Annotated in this window: 18 protein-coding genes; 14 read left to right on the top strand and 4 right to left on the bottom strand. The window is 62.3% G+C overall.

The window, feature by feature from the left end:
• Nucleotide 1: 1 nt before the first annotated feature.
• From xerC to hslU, 6 genes are all read left to right on the top strand, one after another.
• On the top strand, nucleotides 2-925 hold the full coding sequence (gene xerC / locus HWX91_RS04900; RefSeq protein ID WP_028197740.1) for a tyrosine recombinase XerC: 924 nt from the start codon (nucleotides 2-4) through the stop codon (nucleotides 923-925).
• Nucleotides 926-1,049: 124 nt separating this feature from the next.
• Entirely contained in the window at nucleotides 1,050-2,252 is a 1,203-nt protein-coding gene (locus HWX91_RS04905; protein ID WP_028197739.1) for a class I SAM-dependent rRNA methyltransferase, read from the top strand.
• 255 nt (nucleotides 2,253-2,507) lie between these two features.
• Nucleotides 2,508-3,611, top strand: a complete 1,104-nt coding sequence (locus HWX91_RS04910) for a CobW family GTP-binding protein (RefSeq protein ID WP_028197738.1) — start codon at nucleotides 2,508-2,510, stop codon at nucleotides 3,609-3,611.
• Nucleotides 3,612-4,278: 667 nt separating this feature from the next.
• Nucleotides 4,279-4,698 (top strand): RNA polymerase-binding protein DksA, encoded by a 420-nt coding sequence (gene dksA, locus HWX91_RS04915; protein ID WP_012431412.1) that lies wholly within the window; start codon nucleotides 4,279-4,281, stop codon nucleotides 4,696-4,698.
• A 317-nt stretch (nucleotides 4,699-5,015) separates the two neighbouring features.
• Entirely contained in the window at nucleotides 5,016-5,552 is a 537-nt protein-coding gene (hslV, locus tag HWX91_RS04920) for an ATP-dependent protease subunit HslV (protein WP_028197737.1), read from the top strand.
• 9 nt (nucleotides 5,553-5,561) lie between these two features.
• On the top strand, nucleotides 5,562-6,908 hold the full coding sequence (gene hslU, locus HWX91_RS04925) for an ATP-dependent protease ATPase subunit HslU (RefSeq protein WP_028197736.1): 1,347 nt from the start codon (nucleotides 5,562-5,564) through the stop codon (nucleotides 6,906-6,908).
• Between the two features lie 156 nt (nucleotides 6,909-7,064).
• Here the strand turns inward: hslU and HWX91_RS04930 are convergent, their stop codons facing one another.
• The gene (locus HWX91_RS04930; RefSeq protein ID WP_028197735.1) at nucleotides 7,065-7,607 is read right to left on the bottom strand and encodes a response regulator transcription factor; all 543 of its coding nucleotides are present in this window, start codon (nucleotides 7,605-7,607) and stop codon (nucleotides 7,065-7,067) included.
• On the bottom strand, nucleotides 7,604-8,914 hold the full coding sequence (locus HWX91_RS04935) for an ATP-binding protein (RefSeq protein WP_028197734.1): 1,311 nt from the start codon (nucleotides 8,912-8,914) through the stop codon (nucleotides 7,604-7,606). The genes HWX91_RS04930 and HWX91_RS04935 overlap by 4 nt, the downstream gene beginning before the upstream one ends.
• 131 nt (nucleotides 8,915-9,045) lie before the next feature.
• On the opposite strand from HWX91_RS04935, the gene HWX91_RS04940 reads away from it, so the two are divergent.
• Nucleotides 9,046-10,683 (top strand): tetratricopeptide repeat protein, encoded by a 1,638-nt coding sequence (locus HWX91_RS04940; protein WP_028197733.1) that lies wholly within the window; start codon nucleotides 9,046-9,048, stop codon nucleotides 10,681-10,683.
• A gap of 40 nt (nucleotides 10,684-10,723) precedes the next feature.
• Here HWX91_RS04940 and HWX91_RS04945 read toward each other — a convergent pair whose 3' ends face one another.
• Entirely contained in the window at nucleotides 10,724-10,948 is a 225-nt protein-coding gene (locus HWX91_RS04945; RefSeq protein WP_081833147.1) for a cysteine-rich CWC family protein, read from the bottom strand.
• Between the two features lie 273 nt (nucleotides 10,949-11,221).
• Here HWX91_RS04945 and argB point away from each other — a divergent pair, with 273 nt between their 5' ends.
• The 7 genes from argB (at nucleotide 11,222) to HWX91_RS04980 (ending at nucleotide 18,521) form a co-directional block, all read left to right on the top strand.
• Nucleotides 11,222-12,121, top strand: coding sequence for an acetylglutamate kinase (gene argB / locus HWX91_RS04950; protein WP_028197732.1), 900 nt, complete (start codon nucleotides 11,222-11,224; stop codon nucleotides 12,119-12,121).
• 212 nt (nucleotides 12,122-12,333) lie between these two features.
• Entirely contained in the window at nucleotides 12,334-13,137 is an 804-nt protein-coding gene (locus HWX91_RS04955; RefSeq protein ID WP_028197731.1) for a pyrimidine 5'-nucleotidase, read from the top strand.
• Entirely contained in the window at nucleotides 13,104-13,802 is a 699-nt protein-coding gene (gene slmA, locus HWX91_RS04960) for a nucleoid occlusion factor SlmA (RefSeq protein ID WP_028197730.1), read from the top strand. Before HWX91_RS04955 ends, slmA begins: the two co-directional genes overlap by 34 nt.
• A gap of 309 nt (nucleotides 13,803-14,111) precedes the next feature.
• Nucleotides 14,112-15,257, top strand: a complete 1,146-nt coding sequence (gene metX / locus HWX91_RS04965) for a homoserine O-succinyltransferase MetX (protein ID WP_028197729.1) — start codon at nucleotides 14,112-14,114, stop codon at nucleotides 15,255-15,257.
• Nucleotides 15,254-15,862, top strand: a complete 609-nt coding sequence (gene metW / locus HWX91_RS04970) for a methionine biosynthesis protein MetW (protein ID WP_028197728.1) — start codon at nucleotides 15,254-15,256, stop codon at nucleotides 15,860-15,862. The genes metX and metW overlap by 4 nt, the downstream gene beginning before the upstream one ends.
• A 14-nt stretch (nucleotides 15,863-15,876) precedes the next feature.
• Complete coding sequence (locus HWX91_RS04975) at nucleotides 15,877-17,271, top strand: AmpG family muropeptide MFS transporter (protein WP_028197727.1); 1,395 nt, start codon at nucleotides 15,877-15,879, stop codon at nucleotides 17,269-17,271.
• A gap of 50 nt (nucleotides 17,272-17,321) precedes the next feature.
• On the top strand, nucleotides 17,322-18,521 hold the full coding sequence (locus tag HWX91_RS04980; RefSeq protein ID WP_244144011.1) for a M48 family metallopeptidase: 1,200 nt from the start codon (nucleotides 17,322-17,324) through the stop codon (nucleotides 18,519-18,521).
• A 60-nt stretch (nucleotides 18,522-18,581) separates the two neighbouring features.
• On the opposite strand, the gene HWX91_RS04985 is transcribed toward HWX91_RS04980, so the two are convergent.
• The gene (locus tag HWX91_RS04985; RefSeq protein ID WP_028197726.1) at nucleotides 18,582-19,361 is read right to left on the bottom strand and encodes an exodeoxyribonuclease III; all 780 of its coding nucleotides are present in this window, start codon (nucleotides 19,359-19,361) and stop codon (nucleotides 18,582-18,584) included.
• Between the last annotated feature and the right edge of the window lie 49 nt (nucleotides 19,362-19,410).

Raw genomic sequence — 19,410 nt, forward strand, 5'->3', positions numbered from 1 at the left:
CGTGACCGACGCCGACCCGATCGCCGCCTATCTGTCGAATCTCGAACATGAGCGGCGGCTGTCGGCGCATACGCTACGCGGCTATACCCACGAACTCGAGGAGCTCAAGCTGCTGGCCAAAGGCCGGCCGCTCGAAAGCCTCACCGCCGTCGATATTCGCGGCGCCGTTTCGCGGGCTCATGCCGGCGGACTGACCGCCCGTTCGATCAGCCATCGGCTATCGTGCTGGCGTGCGTTTTACCGCTGGTTCGCGGGCCGCGTCGATCTGCCGGCCAACCCGGTCGCCACCGTACGCGCGCCGAAGCAGGCCAAATCGCTGCCCAAGGCGCTTTCCGTCGACGACGCCACGCGCCTGATGGAGAGCCCGCCGGCCGCGACGCCCGAAGGTTTGCGCGACCACGCGATGCTCGAACTGTTCTACTCGTCGGGCCTGCGGCTGTCCGAACTGGTCGGCCTCGACGCCCGTTTTGCCGATGCCGACGGCTACCGCTCCGCGGGCTGGCTCAAGCTCGACTCCGCCGAAGTCGAAGTGCTCGGCAAAGGCAACCGGCGCCGCATCGTGCCGGTCGGAAGCAAAGCGCTCGAGGCCTTGAATGCGTGGCTCGCGGTACGCGATCAGATGGTGAAACACGATCCGCACCCGCTGTTTCTGTCAGCACGCGGCAATCGGCTATCGCCGAATGTCGTGCGTGACCGGGTGAAGCGCGCGGCGCTGGTCGCCGGCATTCCGGCCAACGTGCATCCGCACGTGTTGCGGCATTCATTCGCCACGCACGTGCTGCAGTCGAGCGGCGATCTGCGGGCCGTGCAGGAACTGCTCGGGCACGCCAGCATCACCGCCACGCAGGTCTACACCGCGCTCGATTTCCAGCATCTCGCGCACGTCTATGATCAGGCGCATCCGCGCGCCAAAAAACGCGACTGATTCCGCTCTTTGCCTGTTGTTTTGCTACTTGCTACTTGCGGCTTGCGGCTTGCGGTCTCCCTCTTTGCTTCACCTGCCGTGTGCGTCCTGGTCCACGCGGCCTATTGCTCCTGCTGACACCCTGATGAATACCGTTACGCTCAAACCATCGAAAGAAAAATCGCTGCTGCGCCGCCATCCGTGGGTTTATGCCAACGTGATCGATCGTGTCGACGGCAATCCCGCTCCCGGCGCGACCGTGCTGGTGCGCGCGCACGACGGCCGGTTCCTCGCGCGTGCTGCCTACAGCCCGCATTCGCAGATTCGCGCGCGCGTGTGGAGCTTCGACGAGATGGAGCCGATCGATCACGCGTTCTTCAAGCGCCGTGTGCAGCGCGCGCTCGCGCATCGTCAAACGATGGTGCATAACACCGGCGCGGTCCGGCTGATTTTCGGCGAAGCAGACGGCCTGCCGGGCTTGATCGTCGACCATTACGTCGCCGAGGACGCAGGCCAGCGCAGCCAGTTGGTGTGCCAGTTCATGGCCACGGGTGTCGAGGCATGGAAGGACGCGATCGTCGCCGCGCTGGTCGACGCGACCGGCTGCCCGAATGTCTACGAGCGGTCGGACGTATCGATCCGCCAGAAGGAAGGGCTCGAGCAGATCACCGGCGTGCTGGCGGGCGAAGCACCGTCGGAAGCGCTGATTGCGAGCGAAAACGGCGTGCGCTATCACGTCGACGTGCGTAACGGCCACAAGACCGGCTTCTACGTCGACCAGCGCGACAACCGCCTGCTGGTGCAGGAACTGGCGAAAGATCGCGATGTGCTGAACTGCTTCTGCTACACCGGCGGCTTTTCGCTGGCGGCACTAAAAGGCGGGGCGAAGCGCGTGGTATCGATCGATTCGTCGGGTGACGCGCTGGCGATCGCGCAACAGAACGTGGCCGCCAACGGTTTCGACGCCGAACGCGCCACCTGGCTCGACGCCGACGCGTTCAAAACCCTGCGCCGCCTCCACGACGAAGGCGAACGCTTCGACCTGGTCGTGCTGGATCCGCCGAAATTCGCGCCTTCGCGTGAACACGTGGACCGCGCCGCGCGCGCCTACAAGGACATCAACCTGACCGGCCTGAAGCTGCTGCGCCCGGGCGGCCTGTTGTTCACCTACTCCTGTTCTGGCGCGATCGACTCGGAGCTGTTCCAGAAAATCGTCTCCGGCGCGGCGGCCGATGCACGCGTCGATGCGCGGATTCTCAAGCGCCTCGGCGCGGGAGTCGACCACCCGTTGCTCACCGCCTTCCCTGAAGGCGAATATCTGAAGGGTTTGCTGTTGCAAATTGCCTGATTGCCCATAGCTTGAGGGTTATTTCCCGCGCGCGGCGAAAGGGATTCGCCCCCGCCGCCAGCGCCGGCTTGACAGATATGTTTCAATATCCGGTTAGACCGGGTTGCGCGCCCTCGGGCTGCCGCCCCCGGCAAACCGGACTCGCAGACGCATTCGCTGCAAATCCCGCGCCGCGGATTCCGCGCGGTAATTTTGGGCGGTAATTTCGCGCGGTAATCGATCACGCACAGATTCACGTACATACAGGCGACCACCATGATCCCAGTGACCATCCTGACCGGCTTTCTCGGCAGCGGCAAAACCACCCTGCTCAAGCGCATCCTGAACGAAAAGCACGGCATGAAGATCGCCGTGATCGAGAACGAGTTCGGCGAAGAAAACATCGATAACGAAATCCTCGTGCAGGACACGAGCGAGCAGATCATCCAGATGAGCAACGGCTGCATCTGCTGCACGATTCGCGGCGACCTGTCGCGCGTGCTGGGCGACCTGGCGGCGAAAAAACAGTCCGGCGAACTGGATTTCGACCGTGTCGTGATCGAAACCACCGGCCTCGCCAATCCGGGCCCGGTCGCGCAGACGTTCTTCATGGACGACCAGATCGCTAACGAATTCCTGCTCGACGCGATCATCACGCTGGTCGACGCGAAGCACGCGAACCATCAGCTGGACGAGCATGAAGTGGTGCAGCGCCAGGTCGGCTTCGCCGATCGCCTGTTCATCACCAAGTCGGACCTGGTCGACCAGAAGCACCTCGACGATCTGCGCCATCGCCTGCTGCACATGAACCCGCGCGCGGCGATCAAGGTCGTCAATTTCGGCGAAGCGGACATCAAGGAAATCTTCGACCTGCGCGGCTTCAATCTGAATTCGAAGCTCGAAATCGACCCGGATTTCCTCGCTGAAGACGAACACGCGCACAACCACGCTCACGCGCATGACGAGCACGGCCACACTCATGCCGGCCACGACGATCACGATCACGAAAACTGCGATCACGACCACGGCAAGTGCGACCACGAAGGCCACGACCACGCGCATCACCATCATGCGCACCACGACGACAAGATCAAGTCGTTCGTCTACCGCAGCGACCGTCCGTTTGATCCGAACAAGCTCGAGGACTTCCTCGGCGGCATTCTGCAAATTTATGGCGAGCGCCTGCTGCGCTATAAGGGCGTGCTCTATATGAAGGGGGTCGACCGCAAGGTGGTGTTCCAGGGCGTCCACCAGATGATGGGCAGCGACCTGGCCGCGAAATGGCAGCCGATCGAAAAGAAGACCAACAAAATGGTGTTCATCGGTATCGAACTACCGCAGGACCTGATCACCGACGGCCTGGACGCCTGCCTGGCGTAAACCTCACGCTTTTGCCCATGCCAAGCCGAGGTGGCTTGGCACGGCAGGCGGGTTGGCTTACGCGATCAGGAGCGCACGCCCCGCGAAGGACGCAATTGTCTGCGGAATACACCGAAAAGCGTGCCGAAAGCCCGCTGAAATGTCGGTTGTGTGAAAAACACGTGAAAACCCTGCTGTATTAAACCGTGCACGACCATCGCTTTTTGGTCGTGCGCGCGTTATATTTTCGGGATATCAGTGCTCCGCCGGGGGATTTTCACCAGTTGCGGTGCTGGATTGTGATTCAGTTACAATACGTGCCCACTGGAGAATGACAACGAATTGCCCGGTCTGCGCGTAGTCCGCGCCGGGTCTGAAACGGCGCCGGAAAACCTTGTCCGGAAATCACGCCGACAATGCCGGCTGGCACAGCTGATAAGGCGCGCTGCCGGCAAGCAATGCCTCAGGAGCAATTGAGAAACGGTTTCCAGAGGAGTTCGGCCCCGCATTGGCGTACCGACGCCCGGCGTAACGACGCCCGGCGCGTGAGCGCAAGGCGCCTCGGCGTCACCGACAGCCCACCGTCCGTGCCCGCCAGCGCTCAGCGTCCCCCGTGGCGCCTTTGCGGGCAATACGAAAATGCGGGCACTATGTATGAGTTTTGCCTCACATTGAAGAAGCAAGCCAGATGACGACGAAACGACTCTTGACTGAAGCCGAAATCCTGAAGATGAGCGACAAGGATTACATGAATGAGGATCAGCTCGCTTTCTTCAAGAACAAGCTCGAACAGCTGCAAGCGGACATTCTCCGCAATGCCGGCCAGACGACCGAGAACCTGCGCGAAACAGTAATCGTGCCGGACCCGGCCGACCGTGCAACGATCGAGGAAGAGCATGCGCTCGAACTGCGCACGCGCGACCGCGAACGCAAGCTGCTGAAGAAGGTGCAGCAATCGATCGCGCGCATCGATTCGGGCGATTACGGCTGGTGCGAAGAAACCGGCGAGCCGATCGGCATTCCGCGTCTGCTCGCACGGCCCACGGCCACCCTGTCGCTCGAAGCGCAGGAACGCCGCGAACTGCGCCAGAAGCTGTTCGGCGACTGAACGCCTGCGGCGCGGCCTCGGCTCCGCGCCCTTTTTAAGCTGCTTCGTCGAGAGGCGCACGGTGATCTGTGCGCCTTTTTTCTTTTGTGTGCTCCTCCGCACACTCCCCCGCCCCGAATCCGTGTTTTTGTCTTATGCCATTTGCCGGCTCTTGATATGACCGCGCACGCCCTAAAATAGGTCGGACATGCGTTGCACGAGCGCGCGCCAACCGGTTGATCGTTTCAGCGTTGCGCGCCGTCCGCTTCCGGATTCACAGGATTCATGCGGTGGTGCTGCGCCACCGTGTCCTACCCGTTTTGCAAAGAGGAACGCATATGGAGCAATTTCACGGCACGACGATCGTTTCCGTGCGCCGCGGCGACAAGGTCGCGCTCGGTGGCGACGGTCAGGTCACACTGGGCAACATCGTCATGAAAGGCGGGGCGAAGAAAGTCCGGCGCATCTATAACGGCAAGGTGATGGTCGGCTTCGCCGGCGGCACGGCCGACGCGTTCTCGCTGCTCGACCGCTTTGAAGCGAAGCTGGAAAAACATCAGGGCAATCTGACTCGCGCCGCCGTCGAACTCGCCAAAGACTGGCGCACCGACCGCATGCTGCGCCGCCTCGAAGCGATGCTGATCGCCGCCGATGCCACTACTACCCTCGTCATTACCGGTAACGGCGACGTGCTCGATCCGGAAGGCGGCATCTGCGCGATCGGTTCGGGCGGCGCTTACGCGCAAGCCGCCGCGAAGGCGCTCGTCGACAACACCGAACTGTCGCCGCGCGAGATCGTGGAGAAGTCGTTGGAAATTGCCGGCGACATGTGCATCTATACGAACCATAACCGCGTTATCGAGACGATCGAGTAAGGACCTACGATGAGCACCATGACCCCTGCCGAGATCGTCTCGGAACTCGACAAGCACATCATCGGCCAAGGCCGCGCGAAAAAAGCGGTTGCCGTGGCGCTGCGCAACCGCTGGCGCCGTCAGCAGGTTGCCGACCCGCTGCGTCAGGAAATCACGCCGAAGAACATCTTGATGATCGGACCGACCGGTGTCGGTAAAACCGAAATCGCGCGGCGTCTGGCGAAACTGGCCGACGCACCGTTCATCAAGATCGAAGCCACAAAATTCACCGAAGTCGGCTACGTAGGCCGCGACGTCGACAGCATCGTGCGCGATCTGATCGAAATCTCGGTCAAACAGACGCGCGAAACGGAAATGCGCAAAGTGCGGACCAAGGCGGAAGATCAGGCCGAAGACCGCATCCTCGACATCCTGCTGCCGAGCGCGCGGCCGGTAGGTTTCGGCGCGAGCTCGAGCGCGACGGATACCGCCGACGAAGGCAGCACCACGCGCCAGACCTTCCGCAAGCGTCTGCGTGAAGGCCTGCTCGACGACAAGGAAATCGAACTCGACGTCGAACAGCCGCAAGTGGGCATGGACATCATGGGGCCGCCGGGCATGGAAGACATGACCGAGCAGATCCGTTCGATGTTCGCGAACATCGGCGGCGGCAAGAAAACGCGCCGCAAGCTGAAAGTGAAGGAAGCGCTCAAAGTCTTAACCGACGAAGAAGCCGGCAAGATGCTCAACGACGAAGAGGTGAAAACCAAGGCAGTACAGAACGTCGAGCAGAACGGCATCGTGTTTCTCGACGAAATCGACAAGATCGCGTCGCGTAATGAAGCCGGCGGCGGTGAAGTGTCCCGTCAGGGCGTGCAGCGCGATCTGTTGCCGCTGGTCGAAGGCACCACGATCAACACCAAGTACGGCATGGTCAAGACGGACCACATTCTGTTCATCGCGAGTGGCGCGTTTCATCTGGCCAAGCCGAGCGATCTGATTCCGGAACTGCAGGGCCGCTTCCCGATTCGGGTCGAACTGGATTCGCTGTCAGTGAAGGATTTCGAATCGATTCTGGTGTCGACCGACGCGAGCCTCGTCAAGCAATACCAGGCGCTGCTGGCTACGGAAGACGTGCACCTGGAATTCGCCGATGACGGTATTCGCCGTCTCGCCGAGATCGCGTATTCGGTGAATGAGAAGACCGAAAACATCGGCGCACGCCGTCTGTACACGGTGATCGAAAAGCTGCTCGAGGAAGTGTCGTTCTCGGCCGGCAATCATTCGGGCAAGGCAGTACAGATCGACGCGGCGTATGTGGATCGCGCGCTGAACGAAGTGGCGGAAGACGAGGATCTGTCGCGCTACGTGCTGTAACACCGAAACCGGCGTCGATGTGGACGCCACGTCACAGCCACACGCCTCGCACGTGATCCGATCACGCGTGAGACGTAAAAAAACGGGCCGTCTTGAGAAAGACGGCCCGTTTTGCTTGATGCTTCACAGCCCGCAAGCGCGGGCGGGTCTCAGCGCTTACTGCTTGACCGGCCGTTTTGCCAGTTTGCGTTGCAGCGTTCGACGATGCATGTTCAACGCACGCGCCGTAGCCGAAATATTGCCGCCGTGTTCCGCGAGCACACGTTGAATATGCTCCCACTCCAGACGGGCGACCGACAACGGTGTGGGATGCTCGATCGCTTCTTCAGCCTGCAAAGCGCTCGCTTCGCTTTGCAGCGCCGACAAAATCGTCTCGACATTGGCGGGCTTGGCCAGGTAGTTATCGGCGCCGTCTTTCACTGCCTGCACCGCCGTGGCAATGCTCGCATAACCGGTCAGCACCAGCATGCGCGCGTCCGGCTGCAAATCGCGCAACGGCGCGACGAGCGTCAGGCCAGAATCGTTGCCGAGATGCAGATCTACTGTGATCTGACTGAACTTCTGCTGGTTCGCCAACTTGATCGCTTCGTCCGCGTTGTGCGCTTCGGCCACTGTATAACCGCGCCGCGTCAAACCACGGGCGAGGATGCCGGAGAACACTTCATCGTCGTCGATCACCAGAAAATTCATATCGCTCATGCCTGTTTCTCCGTGTTGGATGGCGTAGTGCCTTGACGGCCCGCCCCTGATAACTTGCGCGCGGCAAGCGGCAGTCTCAACACTGCACGCGTGCCGCGCGGCTTGATCTCGCTGACGTCGGCCAGCTCGATCGATCCCTTCAGACGTGCCGCCGCTGAAAACGCCAGATACAGGCCCACGCCATGTCCACCCTGTGTGCTGTCGACCGGCATTGCGCCGAGCGATCCGCGCAAAGCGGCTGGAATGCCGGGACCGGCGTCGCATACCTCGAATACGATCTGATCGCCGCGCTCTGCGAGCTTGCACGACAGCGTGACGTGATCGCGGCTCGCACGCGCGGCGTTGTCGAGCAGAATTGTAAGAATCTGACTGACGGCCACCGTATCGTCAAGACTGACACCCTCGGGCGGCTCACCGATCCGCTCGAACTTCACATGCGGATGACGCAAACGCCACTGCTCGGCAAACGACTCGAGCCATTCGCCGACCGCTTGCCGGTTGGTCGTTGTCGATGCACGGCTGCGCAGCCGTGCAAGCGCAGACGTACAGAGCGTCATTTGCTGTTCGAGCAACTCGAGATCGGCGCTGTACGGCGCGAGGCCTTGATCGGTTCGCGCGGCGTCGCGCAATTCTTCGGACAACATCGCAATTGTAGACAACGGCGTGCCGATTTCGTGCGCGACCGTGGCAGCCTGCACGCCGAGCGCGACGGCGCGTTCATCGTGAAGCAAGCGCTGCTGCGCATCCCCGAGCGCTGCGTCACGTAGTCGCAGAGCGCGTGACATGCGCGCGACGAACCATGCAATCAGGCCAACGCTGACCATGAAGTTCACCCACATGCCGGCGCGATAGTAGTCGAACAGATTCGCCGGATTGTCGAGATTGAGCGGTACGGAATCGAAGCCCAACACTGCGTAGCAGGCTACGGCGAACGCGGCGAGCCACGCCATCAGTTGCCACGGCAACACGGCCGCGGCGATCGCGAGCGATGGCAGGTACAGCGAAACGAATGGGTTGGTGGTGCCGCCCGAGAGGAACAGCAGCGCCGACAGCGCGCCGAGATCGACCCAGATCTGGCCGAACAGTTCGAGATTGGACTCGGGCCGCTGTTGCGAGACACGCCACCATGTGAGTCCGTTGAAGATCACTTCGAGGGCAATCACGAGCAGCATGGCGGGCAGCGGCAGGTGCACGCCGTAGAAGATCTGCACGACCGCGATCGTCACCAGTTGGCCGATGATGGCGAGGCTGCGTAGCCAGAACAGATGGCCGAGGTTGACGCGGCCGGTGTTGGTTATACGATGCATGACTTTAGTTTACCTGTTCGGACTCGTCCGACTGACCTCGAGAACTCACACCGCTAACATGGAATTTTTGCGATAGCGCTGCACGGTTGTCGATCAGCGATCACCGGTTCATGCACCGCCTCAAGCCTTCCATGCTACCTAACTCTGACAGCGCGACGCCCATCTCATCAGCTTTCCTGACTTTTCTGCGACATGCTGCCGCAGCCAGACAAAACGGCACCGCACAAGCAGAGGCCACGTGGCTCGATAGCGCCGCACAGCTTCATCCGCTCGACGATGTATCGATTGCAACGCTCATCGCTACGCTGCTCGAGCAACATCGTCAAAATGACGCCATCGAACTCGCCGTCATTATTGCCCAACTCGATCCCCATCGCGCTCTTGCACACTTCCGAGTCGGCTACGCGCTGCAGATGGCAAACCGGCATGGCGACGCAATCTCCCCATATCGTCGCGCACTCGCCATCGATCCAGCATTCCCGCAGTTGCGCAACAATCTCGCTGGCGCCCTCGCACTTACAGGCGGCGATCTCAACGAGCAACTCGCTCTACTGGAAAGTGCCGTGCATGACGATCCCGGCCACGGCGACGCATGGATCAATCTCACTCAGGCACAGCGCGTCAATTTGAATCTGCCGCGCGCGCTCGAAGCCGGCGCACGAGCCGTGCAATGCGCGCCGCATAGCCCGCTGGCGCACAACAACTATGCGCTGGCGCTGCGTGAAGCGCAACGCTGGGACGAGGCTGAGCAAGCCGCAAAAACTGCCAGTGTATTAGCACCCAACAATGCCGCTATGCGCTCCAATCTCGGCATGCTGCAACTCGTGCGCGGCGATTACGCACACGGCTGGCTATCCCATGAAGCACGCTGGGATGGCTCGCTTGAATTGGGCGGCCTCCGCCCAGCCATGCCCGCGCCGACCTGGCAGGGTGAGTCGCTCGTCGGCAAAACACTGCTGGTGTGGGGCGAACAAGGCATGGGCGACGTCTTGCAATTCAGCCGCTATATCCCGCTGCTGGCCGCACGTGTTCATCGCGAAGGCGGCCGCCTCGTGTGGAATTCGTTTCCGCAAATGGGCGGGCTGCTCGCTCGCAGCCTCGGCGATCACGTGGACGGTTATTCGGCTGGCGGCGGCGTCGACTCTTTGCCGCCGTTTGACTACGAAATTCCGCTGCTCAGCTTGCCTTTGATATTCGGCACAAGCGAAGAGACCATCCCCGCTGAAATTCCGTACTTGCATGCTGACATCGCAGCCAGCAAATCGTGGCAAAAGAGGCTTGGCGAAGAAACGAGACTCAAGGTCGGTTTGGTGTGGACCGGCAGCGCCGGCCATCAGCGCAATCCATTCCGGCGAGTTGGCTGGGAGCGCTATGCGGAATATTTCGGCCACATGCAGAACGTGGCGTTCTATTCGCTGCAACCGGGTGCCGACGCAGACGTCGTGGCCGCGCGGGCAGCGGGTCTGCCGATGTCGGACCACAGCGCGGAATTCGCCAACTTCGACGACACGGCGGCGTTTGTCAGCGCGCTCGATCTGGTCATTACGGTTTGCACGTCCGTGGCGCATCTGAGCGGCGCGCTCGGCCAGCGCACCTGGGTCCTGCTGGACGTCAATCCGCATTGGGTCTGGTTGCTCGACCGTTCCGACAGCCCCTGGTATCCGAGCGCGACGCTCTACCGGCAACCACAATTCGGCCAGTGGGAGCCGGCACTGAAGGCCGTTGCACGCGATCTTGACGTGCTCGCGGCCCGGCATCACGCGACATAAAACCGTACAACGCTACTACCGGAGCCGCTCCGCGCCGCCGTCAAGGCAAACCGGCACCCGGCGCCGGGTGCACGGCCCGTGCAAGCTCCGCGGCGAGACATTCAGGGCACAGGCAGCGGCCGGACGGCTCGAGCCGGTCTAACGGCAGAGCCGGCATCTCACGGCACCAGCAGTCGAATGGCACCCCATGCATGGCGCAATCGAACGCATGACCGCAGCGCGGACAAAGCGCGCTGCTTTCAGAGCGGGACGCTGACGATTTCATAAGGGCCGGATGATCTCGCTTCAGCCTGGATCAGGAAACACAGGAAATAATGCCACGACTCGCGGGCCCCCGTCAGTCGGCCATTCGGCCAATTCACGGGGCCACGCGAACGGCGGTAAGCTTGCTTGCCGGTCGCAGCTCCAGGCCGTCCGTTGCGCAGTGCGCAAAGCCCGCGCCGCCCGTCACCGGGGACCATATCGAAAACCCTGTTGCAGCGCGCCAGTCCTGTACAATTCGCCCTGTTTTAACTGTTCCGTGCCAGAGCCTGCCGCCATGTCCGAGCTTCCTGACCTTTCGCAGATCGCGCCCACCCTGAAGGCTGAAATCCTGGCCGAGGCGCTGCCCTACATTCGCCAGTATCACGGTAAGACCGTGGTCATCAAATACGGCGGCAACGCCATGACGGAAGAGCGCCTGAAGCAAGGCTTCGCGCGCGACGTGATTCTGCTGAAACTGGTCGGTATCAATCCGGTCATCGTGCACGGCGGCGGTCCGCAAATCGACCAGGCGCTTAAGAAAATCGGCAAGCAGGGCACCTTCATTCAGGGCATGCGCGTCACCGACGAAGAGACGATGGAAGTCGTCGAATGGGTGCTCGGCGGCGAAGTGCAGCAGGACATCGTCACGCTGATCAACCACTTCGGCGGCCACGCGGTCGGTCTGACCGGCAAAGACGGCGGCCTGATCCACGCGCGCAAGATGCAGATGCCGGATCGCGACAATCCGGGCCAGTACGTCGATATCGGTCAGGTGGGCGAAGTCGAGGCGATCAATCCGGCGGTCGTGAAAGCGCTGCAGGACGACGCCTTCATTCCGGTGATCTCGCCAATCGGCTTCGGCGAAGACGGCCTGTCATACAACATTAACGCGGATCTGGTCGCGGGCAAACTGGCGGTCGTGCTGAACGCCGAAAAGCTCGTGATCATGACCAACATCCCGGGCGTGATGGATAAGGAAGGCAATCTGCTGACCGATCTGTCGGCACGCGAAATCGACGGCCTGTTCGCTGACGGCACGATCTCCGGCGGCATGCTGCCGAAAATCTCGTCGGCACTGGATGCGGCCAAGAGCGGCGTGCGTTCGGTGCACATCATCGACGGGCGTATCGAGCACTCGGTGCTGCTGGAAATTCTCACCGAACAGCCGTTCGGCACGATGATCCGCTCGCATTGATTCCTGCCTCAAACCCGGCCCACGCGGTACGCCAGCCAGGCGTGCCGCGTGGGCCGTGCAGTTGCAGCGCCGCCGCGCCCAGCTGTGACGCACAACGCGCCACCCTCCGGCGCAACGACACGTCTTCCTTTTCTATCGCCCTGCGCGTCGCGAACCGTCGTCAGCGTTCGCCACGCGAAGCGACTGCCTGCGCCTGAACGGCGTCCTCCATCATGCGCACCCCCACTTCCCGACGCCGTCGTCCGCACATCCCAGGTGGCAGTCCGGTCTGGCTGTTCGATCTCGACAACACGCTGCATCACGCCTCGCACGCGATCTTCCCCGCGATCAATCAGGGCATGACGCAGTACATCATCGACGCGTTGCAGGTCGACATCGACGAAGCCAACCGCCTGCGCACCGGCTACACGCAACGCTACGGCGCGACGCTGCTCGGCCTCGCCCGTCATCATCCGCTCGACCCGAACGATTTTCTGAAAGTCGTCCACACGTTCCCCGATCTCGGTTCGATGATCCGTCACGAACGCGGTATAGCGCGGCTCGTCGCGGCGCTGCCCGGCCGCAAGATCGTGCTGACCAATGCCCCTGAGGCCTACGCACGCGCGGTGCTGGCGAAACTGCGCATCGAGCGCCTGTTCGAACAGGTGATCGCAATCGAACACATGCGCGACCGCCGCAGTTGGCGCGCCAAACCTGACCATGCGATGCTGCGCAAGGCGATGCGCGACGCGCACGTCTCGCTCAAAGACGTGATCCTCGTGGAAGACACGCGTTCGCATCTGAAGAACTACCGGCAACTCGGCATCCGCACGGTGTGGATCACCGGTCATCTGCCGCGCAAACCGCATGCGGACGGCATCCCGACGCGTCTGCCGGGCACCGGCCGGCCGCACTATGTCGACCGATGCATTCGTTCGTTAAAATCGCTAAGACTGGGCACCCGCTCGGTTCGATTGAAGGGACAGCAGACGGGACGACAGCCATGCAGCCGATCGACAAGCCTGACGAAGCCGTAGCCGAAGACGAACCCACCCAGCCGGCCGCCCCGCGTGCGGCGCGTCTGAAGCCGGGCGAGCGCCGCGTGCACATCTTGCAGACGCTTGCCGCGATGCTGGAGGCGCCGAAGAGCGAAAAGATCACAACAGCGGCCCTCGCCGCCCGGCTCGGCGTCTCGGAGGCCGCGCTGTACCGCCATTTCGCCAGCAAAGCGCAAATGTTCGAAGGGCTGATCGAGTTCATCGAGCAAACCATCTTCGGCCTGATCAACCAGATCGCCGACAAGGAAAGCAACGGCGTGCTGCAGGCCCGCGCGATTGCGCTGATGTTGCTCAACTTCCCTGCGAAGAATCCCGGCATGACACGCGTGTTGACCTGCGAAGCGCTGGTCGGCGAACACGAACGGCTGACCGAGCGGGTCAATCAGATGCTGGAACGGGTCGAGGCGTCGTTGAAGCAGTGTTTGCGTGTGGCGCAACTGGAAGCGAACGCAAGGGGAGGCGAAAACGCAAGCCCGAGCGCCAATGCGCAGGCGGTCCCGCTGCCGCCAGGCTACGATCCGGCGATCCGGGCGAGCCTGCTGCTGAGCTACATCATCGGCCGCTGGCATCGGTATGTGCGCAGTGGCTTTGCGCGGCAGCCCGCCGAACACGCCGATGCGCAACTGCTGCTGATTCTTCAGTAGTCCGCGCGGTGCGCGAGTTCACAGCGGCGCCCGCGACGCTGCCGCGCGAAATTTTCCGCTATACTTTGCGCCTGACCGCGGCTCGCCGAAGTACCCGGGAGCGCTGTCCAGAGCACCTTGAACACCTGAACACGTAGTATCACGCGCCGATTTGCTGACTCGATTGCGGGCGCGCGAACTGCCGGGAACGTCTTTCCCGCGGTTCACTATAAATGCGGCTAAAGAGGTCGTCAGCCGCGCACATCGTTTCGCCTCCGTGCCTCGCCGACGCCAATCTAGCCGCCCTGTATCTGTTAAATGGCGGGATGAATGGAATCGATCGGTATCGTCGCTCCCCAAAAAATGCATTTCACCGAGCCGCTGCTCATGCAGAACGGCAGCTCGCTGGCCGGTTACGACCTGATGGTCGAGACCTACGGCACGCTCAACGCCGCGCGCAGCAATGCCGTGCTGGTGTGCCACGCGCTCAACGCGTCGCACCACGTGGCGGGCGTGTACGCGGACAATCCGAAGGACATCGGCTGGTGGGACAACATGGTCGGCCCGGGCAAGCCGCTCGACACCAACCGGTTCTTCGTGATCGGCGTGAACAACCTGGGTTCGTGCTTCGGCTCGACCGGGCCGATGAGCATCGATCCGGCTACCGGCAAGCCGTACGGCGCGACCTTTCCTGTCGTGACGGTGGAAGACTGGGTGAAGGCCCAGGCGCGCGTCGCCGATGAATTCGGCATCGCGCGCTTCGCGGCGGTGATGGGCGGCAGCCTCGGCGGCATGCAGGCGCTCGCGTGGAGCATGATGTATCCGGACCGCGTGGGCCATTGCATCGTCGTGGCGTCCACCCCGAAGCTGTCCGCGCAGAACATCGCGTTCAACGAAGTGGCGCGCTCGGCAATCCTGTCGGACCCCGACTTCCACGGCGGCAACTACTATGCGCACAACGTGAAGCCGAAGCGCGGCTTGCGCGTCGCGCGCATGATCGGCCACATCACGTATCTGTCGGACGACGACATGGCCGAGAAATTCGGCCGCTCGCTGCGTCGCGCGGAAGGCGCGGTGGACGCGTACAACTTCAACTTCGACGTCGAGTTCGAAGTGGAGTCGTATCTGCGCTACCAGGGCGATAAATTCGCCGACTACTTCGATGCGAACACCTACCTGCTGATCACCCGCGCGCTCGACTATTTCGATCCAGCCAAGGCTTTCGACGGCGACCTGACCGCCGCCGTCGCGCACACCACCGCGAAATACCTGATCGCCAGTTTCTCGACCGACTGGCGTTTCGCGCCGGCCCGCTCGCGCGAGCTGGTGAAGGCGTTGCTCGACCACAAGCGCACCGTGACCTACGCGGAAATCGACGCGCCGCACGGCCACGACGCCTTCCTGCTAGACGACGCGCGCTATCACAACCTGATGCGCGCCTACTACGAACGCATTGCAAACGAGGTGAACGCATGAACCAGCGAGCACTCGATTATCTGGCGTTGCGCCCGGACTTCCGCGCGATCGCCCGCTGGGTCGAACCGCGCGCCACCGTGCTCGATCTGGGTTGCGGCGACGGCTCCTTGCTGTCGCTGCTGACCGAAGAACTCGACGTGCAGGGCTACGGCATCGAAATCAACGACGCCGGCGTGTTGGCGTCGACGCAAAACGGCGTCAATGTGATCCAGCAGAATCTGGAAGACGGCCTTCGCCTGTTCGAAGACCGCAGCTTCGATTTCGCGGTTTTGTCGCAAACGCTGCAAACCATTCATCAAACGGCTGCGATCCTGCGCGAGACGGTCCGGGTGGGCAAGGAATGCATCGTCTCGTTCCCGAATTTCGGTTACTGGGCGCACCGGCTCTCGGTGCTGAAAGGCCGCATGCCGGTCTCGAAGTCGCTGCCTTACCAGTGGCACAACACGCCAAACGTGCGGGTGCTGACAATCAAGGATTTCGAGGCGCTTGCGCCGGAAGTCGGCATCGAGATTCTCGACCGCGTGGTGCTCCACGACGGCCAGGTGGTGCGGTGGGGGGTGAACTGGCGTGGTAGTCTTGCGGTCTATCGCGTCAAGAAAAGCTAACCCCATTTATCCACATGTCGAACCCGCCGCACGAGGCGCCTGCACTTACCGCTCACGAAGAACATCCCGGCTGGCGCGCGTTCCTGAATACGCGCATGCTGATCTGCGTCTTTCTCGGCTTTACGTCGGGACTGCCGCTGTTCACGCTCGTCTATCTGGTGCAGGCCTGGCTACGCTCCGAAGGCGTCAACCTGAAGGAAATCGGCCTGTTTGCGCTGATCCAGTTCCCGTACACCTGGAAATTCGTCTGGGCGCCGCTGATGGACCGCTACGTGCCGCGTTTGCCGGGCTGGCGTCCGGGCAGACGGCGCGGCTGGATGCTGGTCACGCAGATTCTGGTCGCGGGCGCGATTGCCACGCTAGGTTTCGTGTCGCCGCGCGACTCGATCTGGACGGTGGCCGCCTTGACCGCACTGGTCGCGTTCTTCGGCGCGAGCCAGGACATTTCGATCGACGCCTACCGGCGCGAGTTGCTGAGCGATACCCAGCAGGGTCTTGGCAATGCGGTGCACGTGAACGCTTACAAGATCGCCGCGCTGGTGCCGGGATCGCTGGCGCTGATTTTGTCCGACCATCTGCCGTGGACCACCGTCTTCATCGTCACCGCGGCATTCATGCTGCCTGGCATGGTTATGACGCTGGTCGTGCGCGAGCCCGAAGTGCATGGCACGCCGCCGAAGAATCTGCGCGACGCGATCATCGAGCCATTCCGCGAGTTCATTCAACGCGATGGCTGGCGCGGTGCGCTGTTCGTGCTCGGTTTCATCTTTCTTTATAAGCTCGGCGACACGATGGCGACCACGCTGTCCACGTCGTTCTTTCTCGACATCGGCTATTCGCGCACGCAGATCGGCGTGATCGCCAAGACCACCGCGTTCGGCGCGAGTCTGGCGGGCGGGATTGTCGGCGGAATCTGGCTGATGAAAATCGGCATCGGCCGCGGGCTGTGGATCTTCGGCATCCTGCAGATGGTGTCCACGCTCGGCTTTGCATGGCTTGCGCATCTTGGCCCGGCGTCGCCGGGTCTTGCCGTGATCTATGACATCGCTGTCTGGCTGAGCCAGGGTACGTCGAAGCTGCTCGCGCTGGTAGACATCGACTGGACAGTGCAGCTCGATCCGCGCTCGGTCGCGCTGGCGCTGGTCTACGGTCTCGAAACCTTCGCTACCGGTCTGACGATGGCGGCCTTCACCGCTTACATCGCCAGCACCACCGACCCGCGTTACACCGCTACGCAGTTCGCGCTCTTTACGAGCCTGGCTTCGGTACCGCGCACGCTGGCATCGGCGGCAAGCGGCTATCTGGTCGCGCGGATCGGCTGGTTCGACTACTTCATCGTGTGTACCGCGCTGGCATTGCCCGGCATGCTGCTTCTGCTGCGCATCGCTCCGTGGAGAACGCGGTCGTGACGGTGCTTCACTCAGAGCGCCTCGTGCGCCCGGAATCGGCTGCCTCGGGCATTGCTTCGCCCAAGTCTGGCCACACGCTGCTGCGCGCGGCGTTGGCGCTCGGTTGCGCGACGAGCCTCACGGTCGGCGCGCCGTCGAATGCGTACGCCGCGGCCGCGACGGCGGCCGGCACCAGCGCGCCGTCATCAACGTCGGCGCCAACGTCGTCGCCTTCGCCGGCACCCGCGGCGACGCCAGCGGCAAAGTCCGCAGTGGCCGCGGCGGGCTCCGAAAACGCGACATCGACGGCGCCCGGCGCGACCAGCGCTACAAACGCCGGCAGTACGCCCGCAGCCACCGCGCCGCCAGCTTCCACGCAGCAGTCCCCGGCGCCGGTGACCGCAAGAACGCCCGCGGCGACCTCCAGCGTCCCTGCACCGCCGACTTACAGCGCGCCGAACACGCAGTTACGCTATGGCGGCTACCTCGTGTTTCGCAACCTGATCCCGTCGCCGATGCTCGAGGCGCAAGCCGCTCAGGAGTTCAACGAGATCGTCTACGGCGCCGAGCACGCGAACAGTCTGTACGGCGACACCGACGCCCACGTCACACGGGTGCGTTCGATCATCGACAAAATGATTCCCTACTCGCTGAAGTGGAACGAGCGGGCAAAGAACTGGAAGTGGGATCTGGCAGTGGTGCGCTCGCCCGATATCCGCATGTACTGCCTGCCGGGCGGCAAGATCGTGGTGTACAGCGGTCTGCTCGATCGCGTGCGTCTGAACGACAACGAACTCGGCATGCTGATCGGTCACGAGATCGCCCACGCGCTGCGCGAGCATGCGCGCGAACGGCTCGGTGAACTGCAGGCCAGCCAGCTCGACTCATCCGGCACGATCCCGCAGCTATTCGGGCTCGCCGATCTGGGCGCGGCGCCGCTCGGCATCGGTTCGCGCCTGCTGGAGATGCGGTACGAGAACACCGACGAAACCGAGGCCGACGTGATCGGCAGCGACATTGCCTCGCGCGCCGGTTTCGATCCGCGGGCCGCGGTCACGCTGTGGGACAAGCTGGCCACTGCAACGCGCAGCAACCGCGACCAGGGCTTTATCTACGTGCACCCGTACACGCCGGCGCGGCGCCAAGACCTCATCAAGCGCTTGCCGGACATGCTGCCGCTCTATGCGAAGGCCATCGGCAAGAGCGTCGATGCGCTGCCGGACTATGCCGGCATGGGCCGCCCGCGCCGCAAACCCATCAGTAGCGAGTGAGGCGTGCAAGCCGCGGCGCTTGCGGCTTGCACGGTTCCTTGCGGCTCGGGCTAGCCGTCCTTACTTCTTGACCTTGTGGTCGTAATCGACTGTCAGCGGCGCGTGGTCGCTGAATTTGATATCGCGGAACACTTCGGTGCGTTTCGCCTTGCCGGCGATGCCCGGCGTGGCGATCTGATAATCGATCCGCCACCCCACGTTCTTCGCATACGCCTGACCGCGGTTACTCCACCACGTGTATTGCTCGGGCCGCTGGTCGAGCGTGCGGAACACGTCGACGTAGCCCACTTCGTCAAACAGCTTAGTCAACCACTCGCGCTCTTCCGGCAGGCAGCCTGAATTCTTCTGGTTGCTCTTCCAGTTCTTGATGTCGATCTCTTTGTGGACGATGTTCACGTCGCCGCACACGATCACTTCCCGTTCCTGGGCCAACTCGGCGAGATGCGGCATGAACTCGTCCATGAAGCGGAACTTGGCCTGCTGACGTTCGTCACCACTCGATCCCGACGGCACGTACACCGAGATCACCGACAGTTTGCCGAAACGCAATTCGACATAGCGCCCTTCCGGATCGAATTCCTCGCTGCCGAAGCCGATCACCACTTCATCCGGCTCATGTCGCGTGTACACGCCCGCGCCGCTATAACCTTTCTTCACCGCGTGCTGGAAATAACCGGTGAAACCGTGCGGCGACATGAACTCCGGCGTCAGATCGTCTTGCGAACATTTGATTTCCTGCACGCACAGCACATCGGCTTTCTGTTCGCCGAACCAATCGAAAAAACCCTTCTTTGCCGCTGAGCGGATGCCGTTCAGGTTGGCGGTAATCACACGCAACATGTCGTTCCCTTGATGTTCAATTCGTTTGTGGAGCAAAGGGCCGAAGGCA

This window comes from Paraburkholderia fungorum (genome assembly GCF_902833645.1).
In the GTDB taxonomy this organism is placed as follows: domain Bacteria; phylum Pseudomonadota; class Gammaproteobacteria; order Burkholderiales; family Burkholderiaceae; genus Paraburkholderia; species Paraburkholderia fungorum.

What these genes read in the sequence shown, in the direction of transcription:
- slmA (WP_028197730.1), top strand. Translation starts at nt 13,104, where the DNA reads ATGCAGCCGATCGACAAGCCTGACGAAGCCGTAGCCGAAGACGAACCC.
- HWX91_RS04975 (WP_028197727.1), top strand. Translation starts at nt 15,877, where the DNA reads ATGTCGAACCCGCCGCACGAGGCGCCTGCACTTACCGCTCACGAAGAA.
- hslV (WP_028197737.1), top strand. Translation starts at nt 5,016, where the DNA reads ATGGAGCAATTTCACGGCACGACGATCGTTTCCGTGCGCCGCGGCGAC.
- HWX91_RS04985 (WP_028197726.1), bottom strand. Translation starts at nt 19,361, where the DNA reads ATGTTGCGTGTGATTACCGCCAACCTGAACGGCATCCGCTCAGCGGCA.
- HWX91_RS04905 (WP_028197739.1), top strand. Translation starts at nt 1,050, where the DNA reads ATGAATACCGTTACGCTCAAACCATCGAAAGAAAAATCGCTGCTGCGC.
- metW (WP_028197728.1), top strand. Translation starts at nt 15,254, where the DNA reads ATGAACCAGCGAGCACTCGATTATCTGGCGTTGCGCCCGGACTTCCGC.
- HWX91_RS04935 (WP_028197734.1), bottom strand. Translation starts at nt 8,914, where the DNA reads ATGCATCGTATAACCAACACCGGCCGCGTCAACCTCGGCCATCTGTTC.
- HWX91_RS04945 (WP_081833147.1), bottom strand. Translation starts at nt 10,948, where the DNA reads ATGAAATCGTCAGCGTCCCGCTCTGAAAGCAGCGCGCTTTGTCCGCGC.
- HWX91_RS04940 (WP_028197733.1), top strand. Translation starts at nt 9,046, where the DNA reads ATGCTACCTAACTCTGACAGCGCGACGCCCATCTCATCAGCTTTCCTG.
- argB (WP_028197732.1), top strand. Translation starts at nt 11,222, where the DNA reads ATGTCCGAGCTTCCTGACCTTTCGCAGATCGCGCCCACCCTGAAGGCT.
- dksA (WP_012431412.1), top strand. Translation starts at nt 4,279, where the DNA reads ATGACGACGAAACGACTCTTGACTGAAGCCGAAATCCTGAAGATGAGC.
- metX (WP_028197729.1), top strand. Translation starts at nt 14,112, where the DNA reads ATGGAATCGATCGGTATCGTCGCTCCCCAAAAAATGCATTTCACCGAG.
- HWX91_RS04955 (WP_028197731.1), top strand. Translation starts at nt 12,334, where the DNA reads ATGCGCACCCCCACTTCCCGACGCCGTCGTCCGCACATCCCAGGTGGC.
- HWX91_RS04910 (WP_028197738.1), top strand. Translation starts at nt 2,508, where the DNA reads ATGATCCCAGTGACCATCCTGACCGGCTTTCTCGGCAGCGGCAAAACC.
- HWX91_RS04930 (WP_028197735.1), bottom strand. Translation starts at nt 7,607, where the DNA reads ATGAGCGATATGAATTTTCTGGTGATCGACGACGATGAAGTGTTCTCC.
- hslU (WP_028197736.1), top strand. Translation starts at nt 5,562, where the DNA reads ATGAGCACCATGACCCCTGCCGAGATCGTCTCGGAACTCGACAAGCAC.